Source organism: Prevotella pallens (assembly GCF_900454935.1).
In the GTDB taxonomy this organism is placed as follows: domain Bacteria; phylum Bacteroidota; class Bacteroidia; order Bacteroidales; family Bacteroidaceae; genus Prevotella; species Prevotella pallens.
On sequence record NZ_UGTP01000001.1, the window covers coordinates 1,757,345 to 1,775,315 of the forward strand.

General features: G+C 37.2%; 14 protein-coding genes and 1 tRNA gene. 7 read left to right on the top strand and 8 right to left on the bottom strand.

The genetic code is table 11. The features are described from left to right. Positions 1-9: 9 nt before the first annotated feature. The 7 genes from DX009_RS07470 to rsmA form a co-directional block, all read right to left on the bottom strand. On the bottom strand, positions 10-2,490 hold the full coding sequence (locus DX009_RS07470) for a bifunctional UDP-N-acetylmuramoyl-tripeptide:D-alanyl-D-alanine ligase/alanine racemase (protein ID WP_115083555.1): 2,481 nt from the start codon (positions 2,488-2,490) through the stop codon (positions 10-12). A gap of 138 nt (positions 2,491-2,628) precedes the next feature. Further along, positions 2,629-3,057 (bottom strand): Fur family transcriptional regulator, encoded by a 429-nt coding sequence (locus tag DX009_RS07475; RefSeq protein ID WP_006044447.1) that lies wholly within the window; start codon positions 3,055-3,057, stop codon positions 2,629-2,631. Then, a complete protein-coding gene (locus DX009_RS07480; RefSeq protein ID WP_115083556.1) occupies positions 3,054-3,869 on the bottom strand; it encodes a GSCFA domain-containing protein in 816 nt (271 codons plus the stop codon). Before DX009_RS07480 ends, DX009_RS07475 begins: the two co-directional genes overlap by 4 nt. Positions 3,870-4,552: 683 nt before the next feature. Then, the gene (gene rsgA / locus DX009_RS07485) at positions 4,553-5,497 is read right to left on the bottom strand and encodes a ribosome small subunit-dependent GTPase A (protein ID WP_115083557.1); all 945 of its coding nucleotides are present in this window, start codon (positions 5,495-5,497) and stop codon (positions 4,553-4,555) included. Positions 5,498-5,552: 55 nt separating this feature from the next. Further along, positions 5,553-6,113 (bottom strand): ribosome recycling factor, encoded by a 561-nt coding sequence (frr, locus tag DX009_RS07490; protein ID WP_115083558.1) that lies wholly within the window; start codon positions 6,111-6,113, stop codon positions 5,553-5,555. 75 nt (positions 6,114-6,188) lie between these two features. After that, positions 6,189-6,665 carry a GAF domain-containing protein gene (locus DX009_RS07495; RefSeq protein WP_115083559.1) on the bottom strand — a complete coding sequence of 159 codons (477 nt, stop codon included), beginning with the start codon at positions 6,663-6,665 and terminating at the stop codon, positions 6,189-6,191. A 15-nt stretch (positions 6,666-6,680) separates the two neighbouring features. Next, positions 6,681-7,481 carry a 16S rRNA (adenine(1518)-N(6)/adenine(1519)-N(6))-dimethyltransferase RsmA gene (gene rsmA, locus DX009_RS07500; RefSeq protein WP_115083560.1) on the bottom strand — a complete coding sequence of 267 codons (801 nt, stop codon included), beginning with the start codon at positions 7,479-7,481 and terminating at the stop codon, positions 6,681-6,683. 76 nt (positions 7,482-7,557) lie between these two features. Here rsmA and DX009_RS07505 point away from each other — a divergent pair, with 76 nt between their 5' ends. The 4 genes from DX009_RS07505 to DX009_RS07520 all read left to right on the top strand — a co-directional run bounded on the left by DX009_RS07505 (position 7,558) and on the right by DX009_RS07520 (position 13,352). Continuing rightward, positions 7,558-8,571: a lysylphosphatidylglycerol synthase transmembrane domain-containing protein gene (locus DX009_RS07505; protein WP_115083561.1), complete on the top strand. Its 1,014-nt coding sequence runs from the start codon at positions 7,558-7,560 to the stop codon at positions 8,569-8,571. Positions 8,572-8,622: 51 nt separating this feature from the next. Further along, positions 8,623-10,077 (top strand): aminoacyl-histidine dipeptidase, encoded by a 1,455-nt coding sequence (locus DX009_RS07510; RefSeq protein WP_115083562.1) that lies wholly within the window; start codon positions 8,623-8,625, stop codon positions 10,075-10,077. Between the two features lie 270 nt (positions 10,078-10,347). Continuing rightward, positions 10,348-11,274 (top strand): magnesium transporter CorA family protein, encoded by a 927-nt coding sequence (locus tag DX009_RS07515; RefSeq protein ID WP_006044438.1) that lies wholly within the window; start codon positions 10,348-10,350, stop codon positions 11,272-11,274. Between the two features lie 197 nt (positions 11,275-11,471). Continuing rightward, positions 11,472-13,352, top strand: coding sequence for a DUF349 domain-containing protein (locus DX009_RS07520; RefSeq protein ID WP_115083563.1), 1,881 nt, complete (start codon positions 11,472-11,474; stop codon positions 13,350-13,352). Positions 13,353-13,918: 566 nt separating this feature from the next. Here DX009_RS07520 and DX009_RS07525 read toward each other — a convergent pair. Continuing rightward, positions 13,919-13,989 (bottom strand) — tRNA-Gln (locus DX009_RS07525). Positions 13,990-14,248: 259 nt separating this feature from the next. On the opposite strand from DX009_RS07525, the gene rsfS reads away from it, so the two are divergent. The 3 genes from rsfS to DX009_RS07540 are packed head-to-tail and all read left to right on the top strand — an operon-like array spanning position 14,249 to position 17,621. Further along, a complete protein-coding gene (gene rsfS / locus DX009_RS07530) occupies positions 14,249-14,608 on the top strand; it encodes a ribosome silencing factor (RefSeq protein ID WP_006044435.1) in 360 nt (119 codons plus the stop codon). Positions 14,609-14,657: 49 nt separating this feature from the next. Then, positions 14,658-16,745, top strand: a complete 2,088-nt coding sequence (gene ftsH / locus DX009_RS07535; RefSeq protein ID WP_115083564.1) for an ATP-dependent zinc metalloprotease FtsH — start codon at positions 14,658-14,660, stop codon at positions 16,743-16,745. Positions 16,746-16,757: 12 nt separating this feature from the next. Continuing rightward, on the top strand, positions 16,758-17,621 hold the full coding sequence (locus tag DX009_RS07540; protein ID WP_006044433.1) for a phosphatidate cytidylyltransferase: 864 nt from the start codon (positions 16,758-16,760) through the stop codon (positions 17,619-17,621). Positions 17,622-17,971: the final 350 nt, after the last annotated feature.

The following is a 17,971-nucleotide window of genomic DNA, read 5'->3' on the forward strand; positions in this document are numbered from 1 at the left end:
CGTTCCTATCTAATCTTGAAAGTAAACTCGTTTAACTCTATTGCTCACCACAGTCAGCACCTCGTATGGAATAGTATCCAACACATTACTCAACACTGTAACTGGTAAATTATCGCCAAATATTTCAACATTGTCGCCTTCTTTACAATCTATTCCTGTTACATCAATCATAGCTACATCCATACAAATATTGCCTACATAGTAAGCACGTTTACCATTTACAAGACAATAACAGTTGCGATTGCCTAATTTACGGTTCAACCCATCGGCATATCCTATAGGAATAGCAGCTATTACACTATCTTTTTCTATCTTACCACGACGAGAATAACCCACAGTATCGCCTGCTGGAACTTTCCGAAGTTGCAATATAGTTGTTTTTAATGTAGACACATTATTTATAATAGCATTGGTTCGTGGATTAATACCATAAAGTCCTAATCCTAATCGACACATATCCATTTGGTGTTCTGGGAAGTGTTCTATACCAGCAGAGTTGTCCATGTGTCGTATAATATGATGGTTGAAAGCTGTTTGCAGTTTCTTGCTTCCCTCTTCGAATAGTGCGAACTGTTTATCTGAGAAAGAATCGAAGTCGTTACTGTCCGATCCCACGAAATGAGAAAATACCGAACGAGGTATTAAAGCATGTTGATGGTGCAGTCGATTCACGAGTCTATCAATATCTGTACGAGGGTCGAAACCTAACCGATGCATACCTGTATCAAGTTTAATATGCACTGGATATCCTGTAATACCCTCTTTTTCGGCAGCTTTAATTAGTGCTTCCAACAAACGGAAGCTATAAACCTCTGGTTCAAGCTTGTTATCGAAAAGAGTTTTAAACGAGCTCATCTCAGGGTTCATTATCATTATGTTACTTGTAATGCCATTTCGGCGCAATGTAGCTCCTTCGTCAGCCACAGCCACAGCAAGATAATCTACACGATGTTCTTGTAAAGTCTTTGCTATCTCTACAGCTCCAGCTCCATAAGCATCGGCTTTTATCATACAAACAAGTTTTGTTTCGGGCTTTAAGAAGGAGCGATACCAGTTTAGATTACTTATTACAGCATTCAAATTCACCTCTAACACTGTCTCGTGTACTTTCTTTACTAACAGTTCGGTGAGTTTATCAAAGTCGAAAACTCGTGCACCTTTCAACAAAATAACTTCATTATGTAAAGTCTTAAACACATTGCTTTCTATGAAATCTGCTGTATTTTCAAAAAAGAACTTATCTTTTAAACTACCAAAAGCCTGTTTTTGTCTATTAAGTGCTTTGCCTACACCTATAAACTTCTTTATACCACGCTCTTTTACCATTGCTGCAACTTCTGCATAAAGCTGCTCTTCGGTTTCACCACTTTGGTAAATATCGCTCAATATAAGTGTTCGTTCACGATGTTTTTGGTCTGGGCGACGATTCATAAAGTCGAGTGCGATATTGAGCGAGTTTATATCAGAGTTGTAAGAGTCGTTAATTAGCGTACAACCATGCTGCCCTTCCTTTACTTCAAGGCGCATTGCAACTGGTTCAAGCTTCGCCATACGTTGCGCCAACACCTCTGGCTGCATGCCAAAATATAACGCAACTACCGCACAAGTAATACAATTGCTTATACTAGCATCATCTATGAATGGCAAAATAAAGTTTCCATGTGTGCTATGCTTCCATATATAATGTATGGTAGATGTGGTATTGCTCTTTTCTATACGTTCTACATAAAAAGCTGCAGTAGTATCGTGTTCCGACCATGCTAGTAGCTCTCCATCGTAACAAGTTTCTGCAACACAGTTTGCTACTATCTTATCGTCGATCCGATAAATTAAAGCTTGTGTACCTTTAAATAACAACAGCTTCTCGTTACACTTCTCTTTTAACGATGAAAAATTCTCCTGATGAGCTGCACCTATACTTGTAAGTACTCCCACAGTAGGCATAATTATATCGTGTAAAGCCTGCATTTCACCAACTTTGCTAATGCCTGCTTCTATTAAACCTATCTGCGAATTTTCGTTCAATAGCCAAAGCGATAACGGAACGCCTATCTGCGAATTATAACTCTTTGGCGAACGTGTTACATTCATATCGTAAGAGAACAGTTGCGACAACCACTCTTTTACCATTGTTTTACCATTCGACCCCGTAATACCTACAATAGGAATGTTAAAAGCCTTACGATGAAAAGTTGCTAGTTGCTGAAATGCAGCAAGTGTATTGCCCACTTTCAGGAAGTTTGCATGCTTATAAAGGTCAGAAAAGTTATTGGGAACATTCTCAACTACAAAATTTCGCACGCCACGCCGATAGAGTTCGGGAATGTAATGATGACCATCGTTGCGATCGGTGTGTAGTGCGAAGAACAATGTTTCTTCGGGAAAACATAGCGAACGGCTATCTGTTAACAAAAAACTTATGCTTGCAGCAGTATCTCCATACCGTTCTGCGCTTACTACTTGTGTTATTTTTTCTATTGAATAGCTCATTATCGAAATATTAACAGAAAGATTCCTGACTGCCATAAAATATACAATGTCGGTTGCTTTCTATAAGTTACAGAGTGCAAAGATACAGCAAAAACAAAGTTGCTGTATAGCTTTTGCTTTCTTTTTTACCTTTTTTCCTTATCGTTTCTGCTTTACTGCACATTCGGGGCATACTCCTTTCAGCATAAAGTTTACGCTGGAAAGTCTGTAACCGGTGGGCAGACTGACTTTGGGAATATCTACTTCGTGCAGACAAGTGGTGCGTTGACACTGCTCGCAATAAAAGTGAGCGTGCATATCGCTGTCAGTTTCATCGTCGTTGCTCATACAAAGTTCGTAGCGAACAATATCGTTGCCATCTTCCATCTGGTGTACAACGTGCTGATTACTAAACAATGTAAGTGTGCGGAATATACTCGATTTATCTATTGTTTGTAGTTTTGTTTCTAATTCCTTCATTGAAACAGGTCCATTATGTTTCGAAATAGCCTCTGCTATCAATATTCTGTTGGCAGTAGACTTAACATTGTGTCTGGCAAGATGTGCTAAAATTTGTTCGGTGTTCATTGGTCTTCTATTATTAATCCATTGTATTTTTGCGCCAATAGCTTTGCATGCGCTCTCATTTTTACCATAAAATTCTTATATTCGCTACTTTCTGGATTGAAAGGACGATGTGCAAATGCCTCTTTTACTGGTTTCCATTCGTGCAGAAACTCTTTAGCTGAAGGCGAAAAATACATATCAACAAGACGTTCCCATATATATTCCACAGCCTGCTCATTGGGGTGTAGCATATCGGCTTTATAGAAACGATAGTCGCGAAGTTCATCGTTCACTATCTCGTAAGCTGGAAAATAGGCTACATTTTCATCAATATGCTCGCCTATTACATCGTGTACCGATAGAAGCAATACAGCTTTAGAGAGCTGACTCTCGTGGTAACCATACTTTGCATATCGTATTGGACTGACTGTGAATATTATTTTAACATCGTGGTTGCGTTCTTGTAGCAGTTCTATCGCACGGTTTAGATAGTCTTTACAGACTGCTATGCTGAGTTCCTGCTCATTGAAAAGCCGTTGCGGACGTTTGTTACAGTTGTCTACTATCTCGCCCGTAGCTTTCTCAATATACACATGGTTTGTACCTAAAGTGATAAAGACGATATCAAAAGTCTCGGTTCTTCGTTCTATCGTATGCAGTATCGAAGCAGGGTTATACATTACCCCAAACGGATTTACAATGGTACGAAATTTCCAATCTATAAATTTCGCACCAATATTGCTTGCAAAACATGAGCCAACAAATAGCACACGCTCACAGGGCAATAGCTCGAAGCGTGGTCTCGGTACATTTACTATCGTTCTGAACTCCATATTTACAAAGGTAGTGCTTTTTGTTCAAAAGAACAAAAGCTTCATAAATGTTTTTCGTAAACTGCTATAGAAAAAATAAGCCGGATTAAAAAAGATAAGACTTGCAATAACTCAGACATAGTTTATAAACTTCTATGGTTTTCTGTTTTTATGTGCTTTAAGATAAAGTAGTATAGCTTTCATTTTGTAAAGATAATTCAAATACAAAACAACAAACCCATTTTTAGGTTGCAAAAACTATTGTTTTGCGTTCCAAAAGGGTGGTTTTTATTGAGTAAAACAGCCTATTTTGAAAGACGAAACAATAGTTTTTGCAAAACATTGATTATAAAACGGTTAGACAATACACACCACTATAAAAAATATTTACACGCTTCATTATGTGTTTTATTAATAAGCTTACACGTTACAAACGCTGTACTACTATATGAAAACGTATTGATTGTACGTCGTAATAGCACTCAAAAGATTACCTTCTAAAATTAAAAAGAAGCGTATTTATCGTGTTAAAAATATAAAAAACAACATTTATATCTTGTATTATATAAGCAAGCTTTCTACAAATGAGAATAATCTTAGGGTAAAAGGAAAACAATAATAATATGTTATATCTTTTTACCCTATTACTGTTTAGGTATTCTATCTTCCTTGTAACACTAAACACTTTGATATATAAAGAATACCTAAAAAGCCTCGCGATACTTATTTTCGTCCTTATCCTCAAGCATAGAAAGGTAGCTGTTGTAGCGGCTTTCAGCAATATAATGTTCCTCTACAGCTTTACGAACAGCACAACCAGGTTCGTGTGTATGGGTACAATTATTGAATCGGCACGACTTAGAATACTTGAAAATTTCTCTGAAATAGCTTGTAAGTTCTTCCTTATCAATGTCAAAAGTACCAAAACCTTTAATGCCTGGTGTGTCTATAATATAGCCTCCGTAGGGAAGTTCCAACATTTCGCTAAAGGTTGTAGTGTGCATTCCCGTATTATGCGAGTCTGAAATCTCTGCGGTACGCAAATGAATTCCAGGCAACAATGCATTGATAATGGTAGATTTGCCCACCCCACTATTGCCACTTAGCAGCGTAACCTTATCTTTTAGTAATGGGTGGAGCTGTTCTATACTCCTTTCTATGGGTGCATCGGCGGTAGCTTGCAGCGTTACACACTTGTAATCAAGACCTTCATATAAATGAATAGCAGCCTTTTGGTATCGTCGTTCATCTTCATCAAGCAAGTCGTATTTATTAAAAACCAAAACAACAGGAATGCGATAGGCTTCGGCACAAGCAAGAAAACGGTCGATAAACGTTGTTGAAGTTTCAGGATAGTTTACCGTAACCACGAGAAAAGCCTGGTCGAGGTTGGCTGCAATAATATGACTTTGCTTGGAAAGGTTAGGCGACTTACGTATAATATAGTTTTTCCTATCTTCAATCTCGGATATAAAGGCTGTTCCTTCCTGGTTGATAATAAGGTTTACATAGTCGCCCACCGCTACAGGATTGGTAGAACGAATGCCCTTTAGACGAAAATTACCTTTTATCTTACTCTCTATTACACGACCATCATCGGTTTTTACAGTGTACCAACTGCCTGTATTCTTTATTACTAAACCACGCATTACTATACAAAAAGCCCTTTACTCACCCAACAAAGGGTAAATAAAGGGAGATTTTTTATACGGTCATTATTTCTTTTTCTTTCTCAACAAGAAGCGCATCTATACGTTTTATGAACTTATCGTGTATCTTTTGCAAGTCGGATTCTGCATCTTTCTCAAGGTCTTCAGATAGTCCATCTTTTATAGCCTTCTTCAATTTGTCTTTAATATCAGAACGAGCATTACGCACTTCTACCTTTGTGCGTTCTCCAATCTTGTTGCTTTGCTTTACAAGGTCGCGGCGACGCTCTTCTGTTGGTTGAGGAAGATTAAGGCGAATAACCTCTCCATTATTCTCGGGAGTAATGCCAACATCCGAGTCCATAATAGCTTTTTCTATTTCACGGATAGCTTTTTTATCCCAAGGTTTAATAGCAATTGTACGTGGGTCTGGCACTGTTACACTGGCAACTTGATTGAGTGGTACCATTGAACCGTATGAACTTACTCTTATTCCATCGAGAATTGCCACGTTAGCACGTCCTGCACGAATACGTTGCAACTGTTCGTCGAGATACATAGCAGCCATCTCCATACGTTCTTCAGCCTCGTTTAATGTTTCTTTAACGTCTATCATAAGTATGCGTATTAATTGTTTCTAAATACAAATTTAGGAATTTATTCGTAATTGCGCAAAGTTTATAGTTTTTTTCTATTGGTTTGTATAGATTTCTGCAGATAGAATACACATAGCCTGCTCCAAATATTGAGCATCAATCGTATCAAAAGCATTCAGGTTTGTACTATCAATATCGAGTACTCCTACGATTTCTCCCTCCTTATTATATATAGGAACAACAATTTCCGAACGAGAAAACGAACTACAAGCAATATGTCCAGGAAAATCTTCTACATTTGGAACTATAAGCGTTCGACGTTCTGCAAATGCAGTTCCACAGACTCCTTTTCCCACTGGTATATTAAAACAAGCTGTGGTTCCTTGAAATGGTCCTAACTGTAACATATTCCCTTCATTTAAAAGGTAGAAACCCGTCCAGAAGAAAGTATCAAAAGTATGGTGAATAGCTGCTGCAACATTTGCTAAGACACCAACCTTATTGCTCGACTCTCCCTCTATGAGGGCTGCAATTTGCTTCAGCAATAGTTCGTATGTTTCTTTTTTACTCATTATTTTTTTACCTGTTTATACGTTTATAACTGCCATTTCAGCTTCTACCATATTGGTAAGTTCTACAAATTGTGCAATAGTCAGCTGCTCGGGACGTTTTGTCATTACATCTTGTTCATAGAAGTTTTTATGTGCCTTGTTGGGAATCATCTGGCGTAAGCTGACACGTAACATCTTGCGACGCTGATTAAATACCGTTTTTACTAGACGCTTAAAGAGAATTTCGTCGCAATTGAGCTTGCTAACATTGTTGCGTGTCATTCTAATAACGGCACTCTTTACTTTTGGAGGAGGGTTGAATACATCTTCATCTACGGTGAACAAATATTCAACATCGTACCACGCTTGGATTAATACAGATAGAATCCCGTACGTTTTATTACCAGGTTGTGCTGCAATACGCAAAGCTACCTCGCGTTGTATCATACCTGTACAGCACGGAATTAGGTTCCTATTATCTAGCATCTTAAAGAAAATTTGTGATGATATATCGTAAGGGTAATTGCCTGTAAGAACAAATTGTTTACCACTAAATATATCTTCCAAATTCATTTGTAAGAAATCTGCACCTACGATGTTATCGTGCAGTATTGGAAAAGCCTCGTTTAGGTATGCAACGCTCTCTTTATCTATTTCTACTGCCTTTACATCTCGATGCTTTTCTACGAGATATTGAGTAAGCACTCCCATACCTGGACCAATCTCTAAAATAGGTATATTGGGACAAGCATCTACTGTATCCGCAATACGTTTCGCTACATTCAAGTCGGTTAAGAAATGTTGCCCGAGATTCTTTTTAGGCTTTACTGATTTCATAAATTATCTTTATTTGGCGACAAAGATAGAAAAAATATTCTATATTTAAAAGCATTTATGTATCTTTGCTTTCAGAATGGAAACGAAGAAATTGCTATATAATGCTATAAAGATAGTGCTACCCCTTGTTTTGGGCGGTGGGATTCTTTATTGGATGTATAGAGACTTCGACTTTGCACAAATGCGCCAAGTAGTTCTAAACGAGATGAATTGGACGTGGATGTTACTATCTATGCCTTTCGGAATATTAGCACAAACCTTTCGAGGTTGGCGTTGGAAACAGGTTTTGGAACCGTTAGGCGAACAAACACGCAACTCTGTTTGTGTCAATTCCATTTTTCTCTCGTATGCAGTTAGCCTCGTGATACCTCGAGTAGGCGAATTTGCACGCTGTGGAGTATTGAGTCGCTACGATAATGTAGCCTTTCCAAAAGCTTTAGGTACTGTTGTTACAGAACGGGCTGTAGATATCGTTATCGTTATATTAATGGCAGTGTTTGCAATTCTGACACAAATAAAAGTATTCACTAACTTTTTCTTCAAAACAGGCACGAATATTGACAATATCGTCCATAAGTTTTCAATGACGGGCTGGTTTGTTACAGGCATCTGCGCCATAGCTGTTATTATTCTCTTGTATATCATTCGGCGACATTTACCTTTATATAAAAAAGTGAAAGGAGCATTAACTGGGATTTGGCAAGGCATTACTTCTGTTCGAAACGTAAAGAATATGCCTTTGTTTGTGTTCTACAGCCTAGCTATATGGGGTTGCTACTTTCTACATTTTTACTTAACATTCTTTTGTTTTCGTCAAACTGCATTGTTAGGAGCTACTTGTGCACTGGTATGTTTCGTTGTTGGTTCAATAGCAGTGATAGTTCCGACACCAAATGGGGCTGGTCCATGGCACTTTGCTGTGAAGACAATGCTCATTATCTATGGCGTGGCCGATGTAAGTGCACTATATTTCGTACTAATAGTGCACACATTGCAAACCCTATTAGTAATTTTACTTGGTGTTTATGCCTGGATTGCTTTGGCATTCACACATAAAAAGAATATAAAGATAGACATTATTCGTAAATAAATAAACAAGTATAAAATAAATAAATACTAACCCTTTAAAACAAACAAAACTATGAGTGAAATTAGAAATCTCAGCCCAGAACTTCTTTGGCGCAACTTTGATGATTTGACACAGATTCCACGTCCAACAGGACACATGGAAAAGGTGCAAGCCTTCTTGCTCGATTTCGCAAAGAAAGTGGGAGTGGAAGCCTTTGTAGATCCTGCTGGCAATGTCTTGATGCGTAAACCTGCTACACCTGGATACGAGAATCGTAAAGGTGTTATCTTACAGGCGCACATGGATATGGTACCACAGAAGAGTCCAGAGAGTAACCATATCTTTGAAACAGACCCTATCGAAACTCACATTACAGATGGTTGGGTTTATGCTAATAATACAACACTTGGTGCTGACAATGGTGCTGGTGTTGCTGCAATTATGGGTATTATGGAAGATAAGACCTTGAAACACGGACCTATTGAAGGACTCATTACAAGAGACGAAGAGACTGGAATGTTTGGTGCGAATGATCTTCCAGAAGACGAATTGCAAGGCGATATATTAATGAACTTAGATTCTGAGACATGGGGTAAGTTTGTTATCGGTTCTGCTGGTGGTGTTGATATAGACTCTGTATTAGAATATAAAGAGGTTGCCAACGACCAGGAGGTAGCTGTTAAGGTTACACTAAAAGGATTCCGTGGCGGACACTCTGGTCTCGAAATTCACGAAGGACGTGCTAATGCAAACAAGGAGATGGTGCGTTTTGTACGTGATGCAACTGCAGAACTCGGTGCACGCTTAGCAGCATGGCAAGGTGGCAATATGCGTAACGCTATTCCATTCAAGGCAGAAGTTGTACTTGCACTTGCTAAAGATAAAGTTGTTGCACTTAAAGAAATGGTAGAGGCACAACGACAATTACTCGAAAGCGAGTTCAAAACAATTGAAAGCAATATAGAATTCTTTGTTGAAGATGTTGAAAAACCTGCTGCTCTCGTTCCAGAAGAAATTCAAGACAACATTATTAATGCTATTTATGCAGTTCACAATGGTGTTTTGCGTATGATTCCTGCTTATCCAGACGTTGTTGAAACCTCTTCTAACCTTGCTATTATTACCATTGATGCAAATAAAGCTTATTTTAAAGTACTTGTTCGTTCTGCTCGCGAAGATATGAGAGAGTATCTAGCAACACAGATAAAGAGTTGTTTCGACCTGGCAGGCATGAAAACAGAACTTAGTGCAAGATATGGTGGTTGGGATCCAAATCCAAATAGCGAAATTCTGAACCTATTGGAGAAAGTATATAAAGAACAAACTGGTGAAGATGTAATTGTACAGGCTGATCATGCAGGGCTTGAATGTTCTATTATTCTTGGTAAGTACCCACATCTTGATGTTGTCAGTCTTGGACCAACCATTCGCAGCCCACATACAGCAACAGAACGATTTAAGATTGACACTGCACAGCCTTTCTGGGACTTATTAGTGAAAACTTTGGAAGAAATTCCAACCAAATAAACTATTCTCTTTAGCTTATAAAAGGCTTTTTCTTTTGTAGGCTAATAGGGATATGTTATTTTTTATAGTCAAATAAAACCGTTAATACAAAATAAAAACTTTATGTTTTGTTTGTATTAACGGATTTTTCTTGTTACTTTTGCAAACATAGAATCAATATTATTTTATAAATGGACGATTATCTTTCGAATGTTTTAAACAAATAGAGCGAGGATAGCATATTGTATCTGCTAATCCGCGCCTGAATTTAACTAATTGGAGATTAGCAGAATGAAGACATATTGGAACATTAATGGGAAACTAAACACAATTAAAGAATGGCAACCTAACTGTTGGATACAAGTTACTTGCCCCACAGAACAAGAACAACAAGAATTAGAAGAAACTTATAATATTCCAGATTATTTTATTTCAGACATTAGCGATACCGATGAACGTGCACGTTATGAATACGACGATGGTTGGATGTTGATTATTTTACGTATCCCATACGTAAAAGAAATTCGTTCGCGTACACCTTATACTACCGTCCCTTTAGGTATCATTCATAAACGCGATGTAACAATCACTGTCTGTAACTTCGAAACAAATATGATGCTCGACTTTGTTTCGTTCCAACAGAAACGTGGAGTAGGATTTACAGATTATGTAGATATGATTTTCCGATTGTTCCTTTGTTCTGCTGTTTGGTATCTGAAACGATTAAAACAAATTAGTAATTTAATTGATAAAGCAAAACACAATCTCGACCAAGAAGTGAACAACGAAAGTCTTATTGGTCTTAGTCGTCTTCAAGATTCGCTTACTTATTTTGTTACTTCTATTCGTGGTAATGAGAATTTATTGGCTAAACTAAAATTCAAATTACAAGTTGATGAATTGGATGCAGACTTAATTGAAGACGTAAACATCGAAATGAGTCAGGCACGAGAGATAACAAGTATATATACAGATATTCTCGAATCGACTATGGACACTTATTCAAGTATCATTAATAATAATATGAATACGGTAATGCGTACTCTTACATCGGTTTCTATTATAATGATGTTCCCTACACTCATATCGTCTCTTTTTGGAATGAATCTTGTTAATGGTATGGAAACATCAGAGTGGGGATTTGTTATAGCACTTATACTGTCTGTTATCGTCTCAGGAGTTACGTGGTGGATTTTACGACACAAACGATTGATATAATCAAAAATAGCAGACATTTTCTTATCTAAAGAAAGAGAATTCCTGAATTAAATAAAAAAACAAGTATAAATTTAGGTGGTTTAAAACTTTTTATCTAAGTTTGCACCTTATTAAATAGTACGGTGTCTGTAGCCATTATAAAAGGTTGTTACACTGTATATATAATGAAAAAACTCGAATCATAAACTAATAGTGAAATGATGGACTCTCAAGAGAATACCCTTAATCAGGGATTAGAAGAAGTAAAACAGCCTGAAACGACTGTAGAACAAACCGTACAAAATGCCGAAGTAACATCAGACGATGCTACAAAAACGGTAACAACGGAAGACAATAACCAACAATTAAGGGACGAGAATACCCTCGCTAAGAAGGTTTATTACTCTAAACAAGAAATTGTAAAACGAGCAAAGGAGATTGCTAATAGCGAAGATATTCCAGAGAAAGCAGAAGTAGATCATCTAAAAACATCGTTTTATAGGATACACACAGCTGAACGCGATGCACAACAAAAAGCTTATCTCGAAGCAGGAGGTGACCCAGAGAAATACCAAGTACTACCGGACGACGATGAAGAGGCATTCAGAGCTGAGATGACTATTATAAAAGAAAAACGTCAAAAAGCATTTTTGGAACAAGAAGAGCTTAAACAAGAAAATTTGAAAAAGAAAGAAGCCATTATTGAAAGAATAAAAACAATGGCTACTACTCCAGAAGAAGCAAATAAAGATTTTCAGGAGTTTAAAACGCTACAACAAGAATGGAAAAACATAAAACCTGTACCATCAGAAAAGGTTAATGAATTGTGGCGTAACTATCAGCTCTACGTTGAACAGTATTATGATTTATTAAATCTTAATCGTGAGGCACGTGAATACGATTTTAAAAAGAATCTTGAAAAGAAAACAAAACTTTGTGAAGCTGCTGAAAAATTAGCAGACGAAAGCGATGTTATTAGTGCTTTCCATCAACTTCAAGATTTACACCAAGAATACAGAGAAACAGGACCAGTAGAAAAAGAGCTTCGCGAACAAATATGGCAGCGCTTTAAAGCAGCTAGTACCGTAATAAATAAGCGACACCAACAACATTTTGAACAAATTCGTGCTGCAGAAGAAGAAAATTTAAGTAAGAAAACTGCTCTCTGCGAAAAAATAGAATCTATCGTTAAACAAGAACGAAAGAACATTAGCGATTGGGATAATCACTCAAAAGCTATTATTAGCTTACAGCAAGAATGGAGAAGTATAGGTTTTACACCTCAAAAAATGAATGCTAAAATCTTCGAACGCTTCCGTGCTGCATGCGATGACTTCTTCAAGAAAAAAGGAGATTTCTTCAAAGAACTAAAAGAAAAGTACGCTGATAATGCAAGACGTAAACAAGAGCTTGTAGAAAAAGCAGAGGCGTTGAAAGACTCTACTGATTGGAAAAAAACATCGGATAAACTCATTGCATTACAGAAGGAATGGAAAACAATAGGAATGGTACCCAAACGATTAGGCGATCAGCTTTGGGAAAACTTTCTTGCTGCTTGCAATCATTTCTTTGAAGCTCGTAACGCAAGTCATGCCGATGAACGAAACGAAGAACGTGAGAACCTAACAAAGAAAAATGAGATTATCAATAAACTAAAACAGCTTACAGAAAGCACTGTCGATAATTTGCAAGAAGAAATGCGTAAACTCATAGATGAATTTAACGCAATAGGACACGTACCTTTTAAAGAAAAAGATAAAATGTTTAAAGAGTATCATGACACTCTCGATAAACTCTATAAAACATTAAACATAAAGGCATCTAACCGACGTATGGACAACTTCCGTAACAATCTTAAAAAAGTTGCCCAACGCGGCGAGAATGCTATTGACAATGAACGAGGACGCCTTGTTCGTCGTTTCGAACAGTTAAAACAAGATATTAATACTTACGAAAACAATATTGGTTTCCTTAGTATTAGTAGTAAGAAAGGTAATAGTCTTATTGATGATATGAATCGTCGCGTACAAAAACTAAAAGATGAATTAGAAGAAACAAAACAAAAGATAAAGACTATTGATACTGAAAGGAAAGATTAAATCTTATTCGTTCTGAGATAATAAAAGAGGGTGTGTCAAAATAGGCACACCCTCTTTTATTAATATATCATTTATAACTCAATAGAAAATAAATGATATAATTATAAGTAGTAACAACTGCTTATACAGTAACCAAATAGATACCTTAAATGCTTAGCAAAGTCTGTTTTATATTACTTACTCTTGTTTCAGATATCTGTTACATTCATCTCAAATATCTACCGCATTCATTTTAGATATCTATCAATTACGTCTTAGATATCATAACAAGTCTGAACATTTATGACTCAATATTATAGTGCCTAAAAGATATTTATTCAGATGAAGATTATAGAGTCCCTTATTTTGCAATATCCCAATCTAAGCATTAGCATAAGTTGCTGAACAACAACATAGTGTTCTATTTTTTTACTACATTTGTGCGGAGATTCATTATATTCATAGATAGATACACAAAAATAAATGTGCATATTGCGATATAAGTCATACCAGGATTTTTACCTAAAAATTAAAAAACTAATACATTGAGGAACAATATATTAGTTAAATAATAATCTAAACTATTGTTGGGATACTCGGACTCGAACCAAGAATGACAGGACCAGAATCTGTTGTGTTACCATTACACCATATCCCACTATATTTGCGTTTCCTTTTAGAATTGCGTGTGCAAAGTTACTACTTTTTTAATGAAATGCAAAATTATAAGAACTTTTTTTCGAAATCTTATTTTGAGAACAATAATATATGGGAGCCACTCAATGCAACAAAACGTCCACTACTAATAGTCCATCTAATTGCTTATCTATCATTTTAAAACATAAAATAAAATAGAATTATTTTGTTCTTCAATGCATTTACAGTATCTTTGCACCTTAATATAATAAAGAGTTTTAATGAATACAGAAAAAAAGTTAGTAGACACAATAATTGAAGGAATACAAGAAAAGAAAGGATATGGCATAGTTATTGCAGATTTATCGAAAATTGATGGTTCGATTTGTAAATACTTCGTGATATGCCAGGGTAATTCTCCACAACAAGTGGAAGCTATTGCAGGCTCAGTAAGCGATTACGTTCGAGAATATTACGGAGAGAAACCTATCAATTGTACTGGACTCGGTACAAATCAATGGGTGGCAATAGACTACGCTGATGTGCTTGTTCATATCTTTATTCCACAAACAAGAGCGTATTACGACCTTGAACATTTGTGGGAAGATGCAACATTAACACAAATAGCAGACTTGGACTAAGACTGTTGCCATAAGAAAATTAATTTTACATCTTTATTAAATGAATTAAATGGACAATCAGAATCCAAACAACAATCCGAAAATGCCTAAGTTCAATATGAACTGGCTTTATGTAATGGCACTTGTTTTTATTGTGCTATTCTTTTCGTCAAAAAGTTTAAATAGTATATTCTCTACAAGTGAAAGTGCAACAAGAGACTATACCACTTTTGTGAACTATATTAATAAGGGTTATGCCACACGTGTTGTCATAAACAAAAAGGAGAGCACACTACAAATGTATGTCCGTCCAAACCATATACGAGACATATTTAAGAGAGGTGTAGATCAAGTTGGAGAATCACCATACATCACAGTCGAGATAGGTTCTATTGATAATCTTGAAGTCTTTTTAAATACAGCACTTAAACAAAAAAAGATTTCTGGATATAGCTATGAGAATAAAGACGAACACGGTTTCACAGATATTCTTATAGGTTTATTTCCTTGGATTTGCATCATAGGTTTCTGGCTCTTCATAATGCGCAGAATGAATGGTGGCGCCGGTGGTGGTAATGGCGTATTTAGTGTTGGGAAATCAAAGGCTAAAATATACGAAAAAGGTGGCGAAATAGGTGTTACCTTTAAAGATGTTGCAGGACAAGAAGGTGCAAAACAAGAAGTACAAGAGATTGTAGACTTTTTAAAGAATCCACAAAAATATACAGAGTTAGGTGGTAAGATACCTAAAGGAGCATTGCTTGTTGGTCCCCCGGGAACAGGAAAAACATTGTTGGCAAAAGCTGTTGCTGGCGAAGCTGGAGCACCATTCTTCTCTATGAGTGGTTCCGACTTTGTTGAAATGTTCGTTGGTGTTGGTGCAAGTCGTGTTCGCGATGCATTCAGACAAGCTAAAGAGAAAGCACCGTCTATTATATTTATTGACGAAATTGATGCTGTTGGGCGTGCTCGTTCTAAGAATCCATCTATGGGTGGCAACGACGAACGTGAGAATACATTGAACGCATTGCTTACAGAAATGGACGGATTTGGAACCAACAGCGGAGTTATTGTATTAGCAGCTACAAACCGTGTAGATATGCTCGACAAGGCTTTACTTCGTGCAGGACGTTTCGACCGACAGATTCATGTAGATTTACCTGATTTACCAGAGCGCAAGGCTATTTTCCAAGTGCATTTACGCCCATTGAAATTGGAGAAAAATCTTGATATAGACCTTCTCGCACGACAGACTCCAGGTTTCTCTGGTGCTGATATAGCAAATGTTTGTAACGAAGCTGCACTTATTGCGGCTCGACACAACAAGATTGCTGTTGGTCGACAGGATTTCTTAGATGCTGTAGATCGTATCATTGGGGGATTAGAGAAGAAAACAAAGATACTTACAGTTGCCGAAAAGCGTTCTATAGCACTTCACGAGGCTGGACATGCTACCATAAGCTGGTTCTGCGAATTTGCCAATCCTCTTGTTAAAGTAAGCATAGTTCCACGTGGACAGGCGCTTGGCGCTGCGTGGTATTTGCCAGAAGAACGCCCTATTACAACTAAAGAACAGATGCTCGACGAAATGTGTGCATTGCTTGGTGGACGTGCTGCGGAAGAACTCTTCACAGGACATATTTCTACTGGAGCTATAAACGATTTGGAACGAGCAACGAAAAGCGCATTCGGAATGATTGCCTACGCTGGTATGGGCGACAAGCTACCTAATATTTGCTATTATAACAACGATGCAAGTTTCCAAAAGCCTTATTCTGAAACAACAGGTAAAATTATTGATGAAGAGGTTCTAAAAACTGTAAACGAACAATATGAGCGCGCAAAGGCTATATTAGAGGAACATAGTGAAGGACATGCTAAATTGGCACAACTCCTTATAGAGCGTGAAGTTATTATGGCAGAAGATGTAGAAGAAATATTTGGCAAACGCCCCTGGATTAGTCGTACGGTAGAATTGATGGATGCAGAAGAGAATGCAAAACTATCGCTCGATTCTATGCCTGAATGTGTTAAGCAAGCACAAGCAGAGCACGAAGCTTCTATGAAACAAGCTGATACTGACGATACGGCAGATACTACAACTACAGATACTGACGATAAGACAAATAACAAGTCAGACAATAAGACGAAAGAATAAAGAGGAGAGGTTATGACTGATAAACAGAAAAATCTTATTACACGTGCCATTACAGGAGTACTTTTCGTGTGTGTTATGGTTGCAGGGTTTATGGCACCGCACTATATGATTGTGCTCTTTGCCGTAATTACTGGAATGACTTTGTGGGAATATACTGGACTTGTATCGCAGATAGAAGGTGTAAACGTTAATCGTTTCATTTCTGTTGTGGCTGGTGTCTATTTCTTCATTGCAATGGCTGGACTAAGACTAGGATACGTTAAAGACTTTAGTGTGTTTGTGCCTTACATTCTTACCATAATTTATCTCATCATAGCCGAACTTTATTTAAAGAACGAGAACCCTATTAACAACTGGGCATATACTATGTTAGGGCAGATGTACATAGCATTGCCTTTCTCGCTAATAAATGTATTAGCGTTTCAGCACGATGCGAATGGCAACATAATGGCAGATATGCTTTTGCCATTAAGTATATTTGTATTCTTATGGACAAACGACACTGGTGCCTATTGCACAGGCTCTCTCTTTGGAAAGCATAAGCTCTTTCCGCGCATAAGTCCGGCAAAGAGCTGGGAAGGTAGCATTGGTGGTGGCATTTTTGTTATTGCTATTGCTATATTAATAGGTTATCTTACCGAAAATCCTACGGCACCTAATATGCTAACCATTCCACAGTGGATTGGGCTCGGCATTGTGGTGGCTATCTTTGGCACGTGGGGCGACCTCGTAGAAAGTTTGTTTAAACGCACGCTTGGCATAAAAGACAGTGGCAATATTCTTCCAGGTCATGGAGGAATGCTCGACCGTTTCGATTCGTCGCTCATTGCCATTCCTGCAGCCGTTATTTATCTTTACGTGCTCACACTAATATAAAATATATTTACAGACACACATATTTAAAAAGGAGCAAAGTAGCCCATAAAGAGTTACTTTGCTCCTTTTCTCATTTCTACTATATAAAGGTTATACTGGCTCAACAGTATATAGGCGAGAACAGTATAAGCAACACCTGCTGGTTACAACAAACTAAATGGAACTTTACTGATGTTTATGTTGCTTTCGTTTCAGATATCTGTAACACTCGGCTTAGATATCTGTAACGTTCATCACAGATATCTATCAATTGCGTTTTAGATATCTGTTATTCACAAATAAGATTTTATAACCATAATCGGCTCTAGTATTCAAAAAGTTTAAATAAAATAATATTAATTCGAAATAAA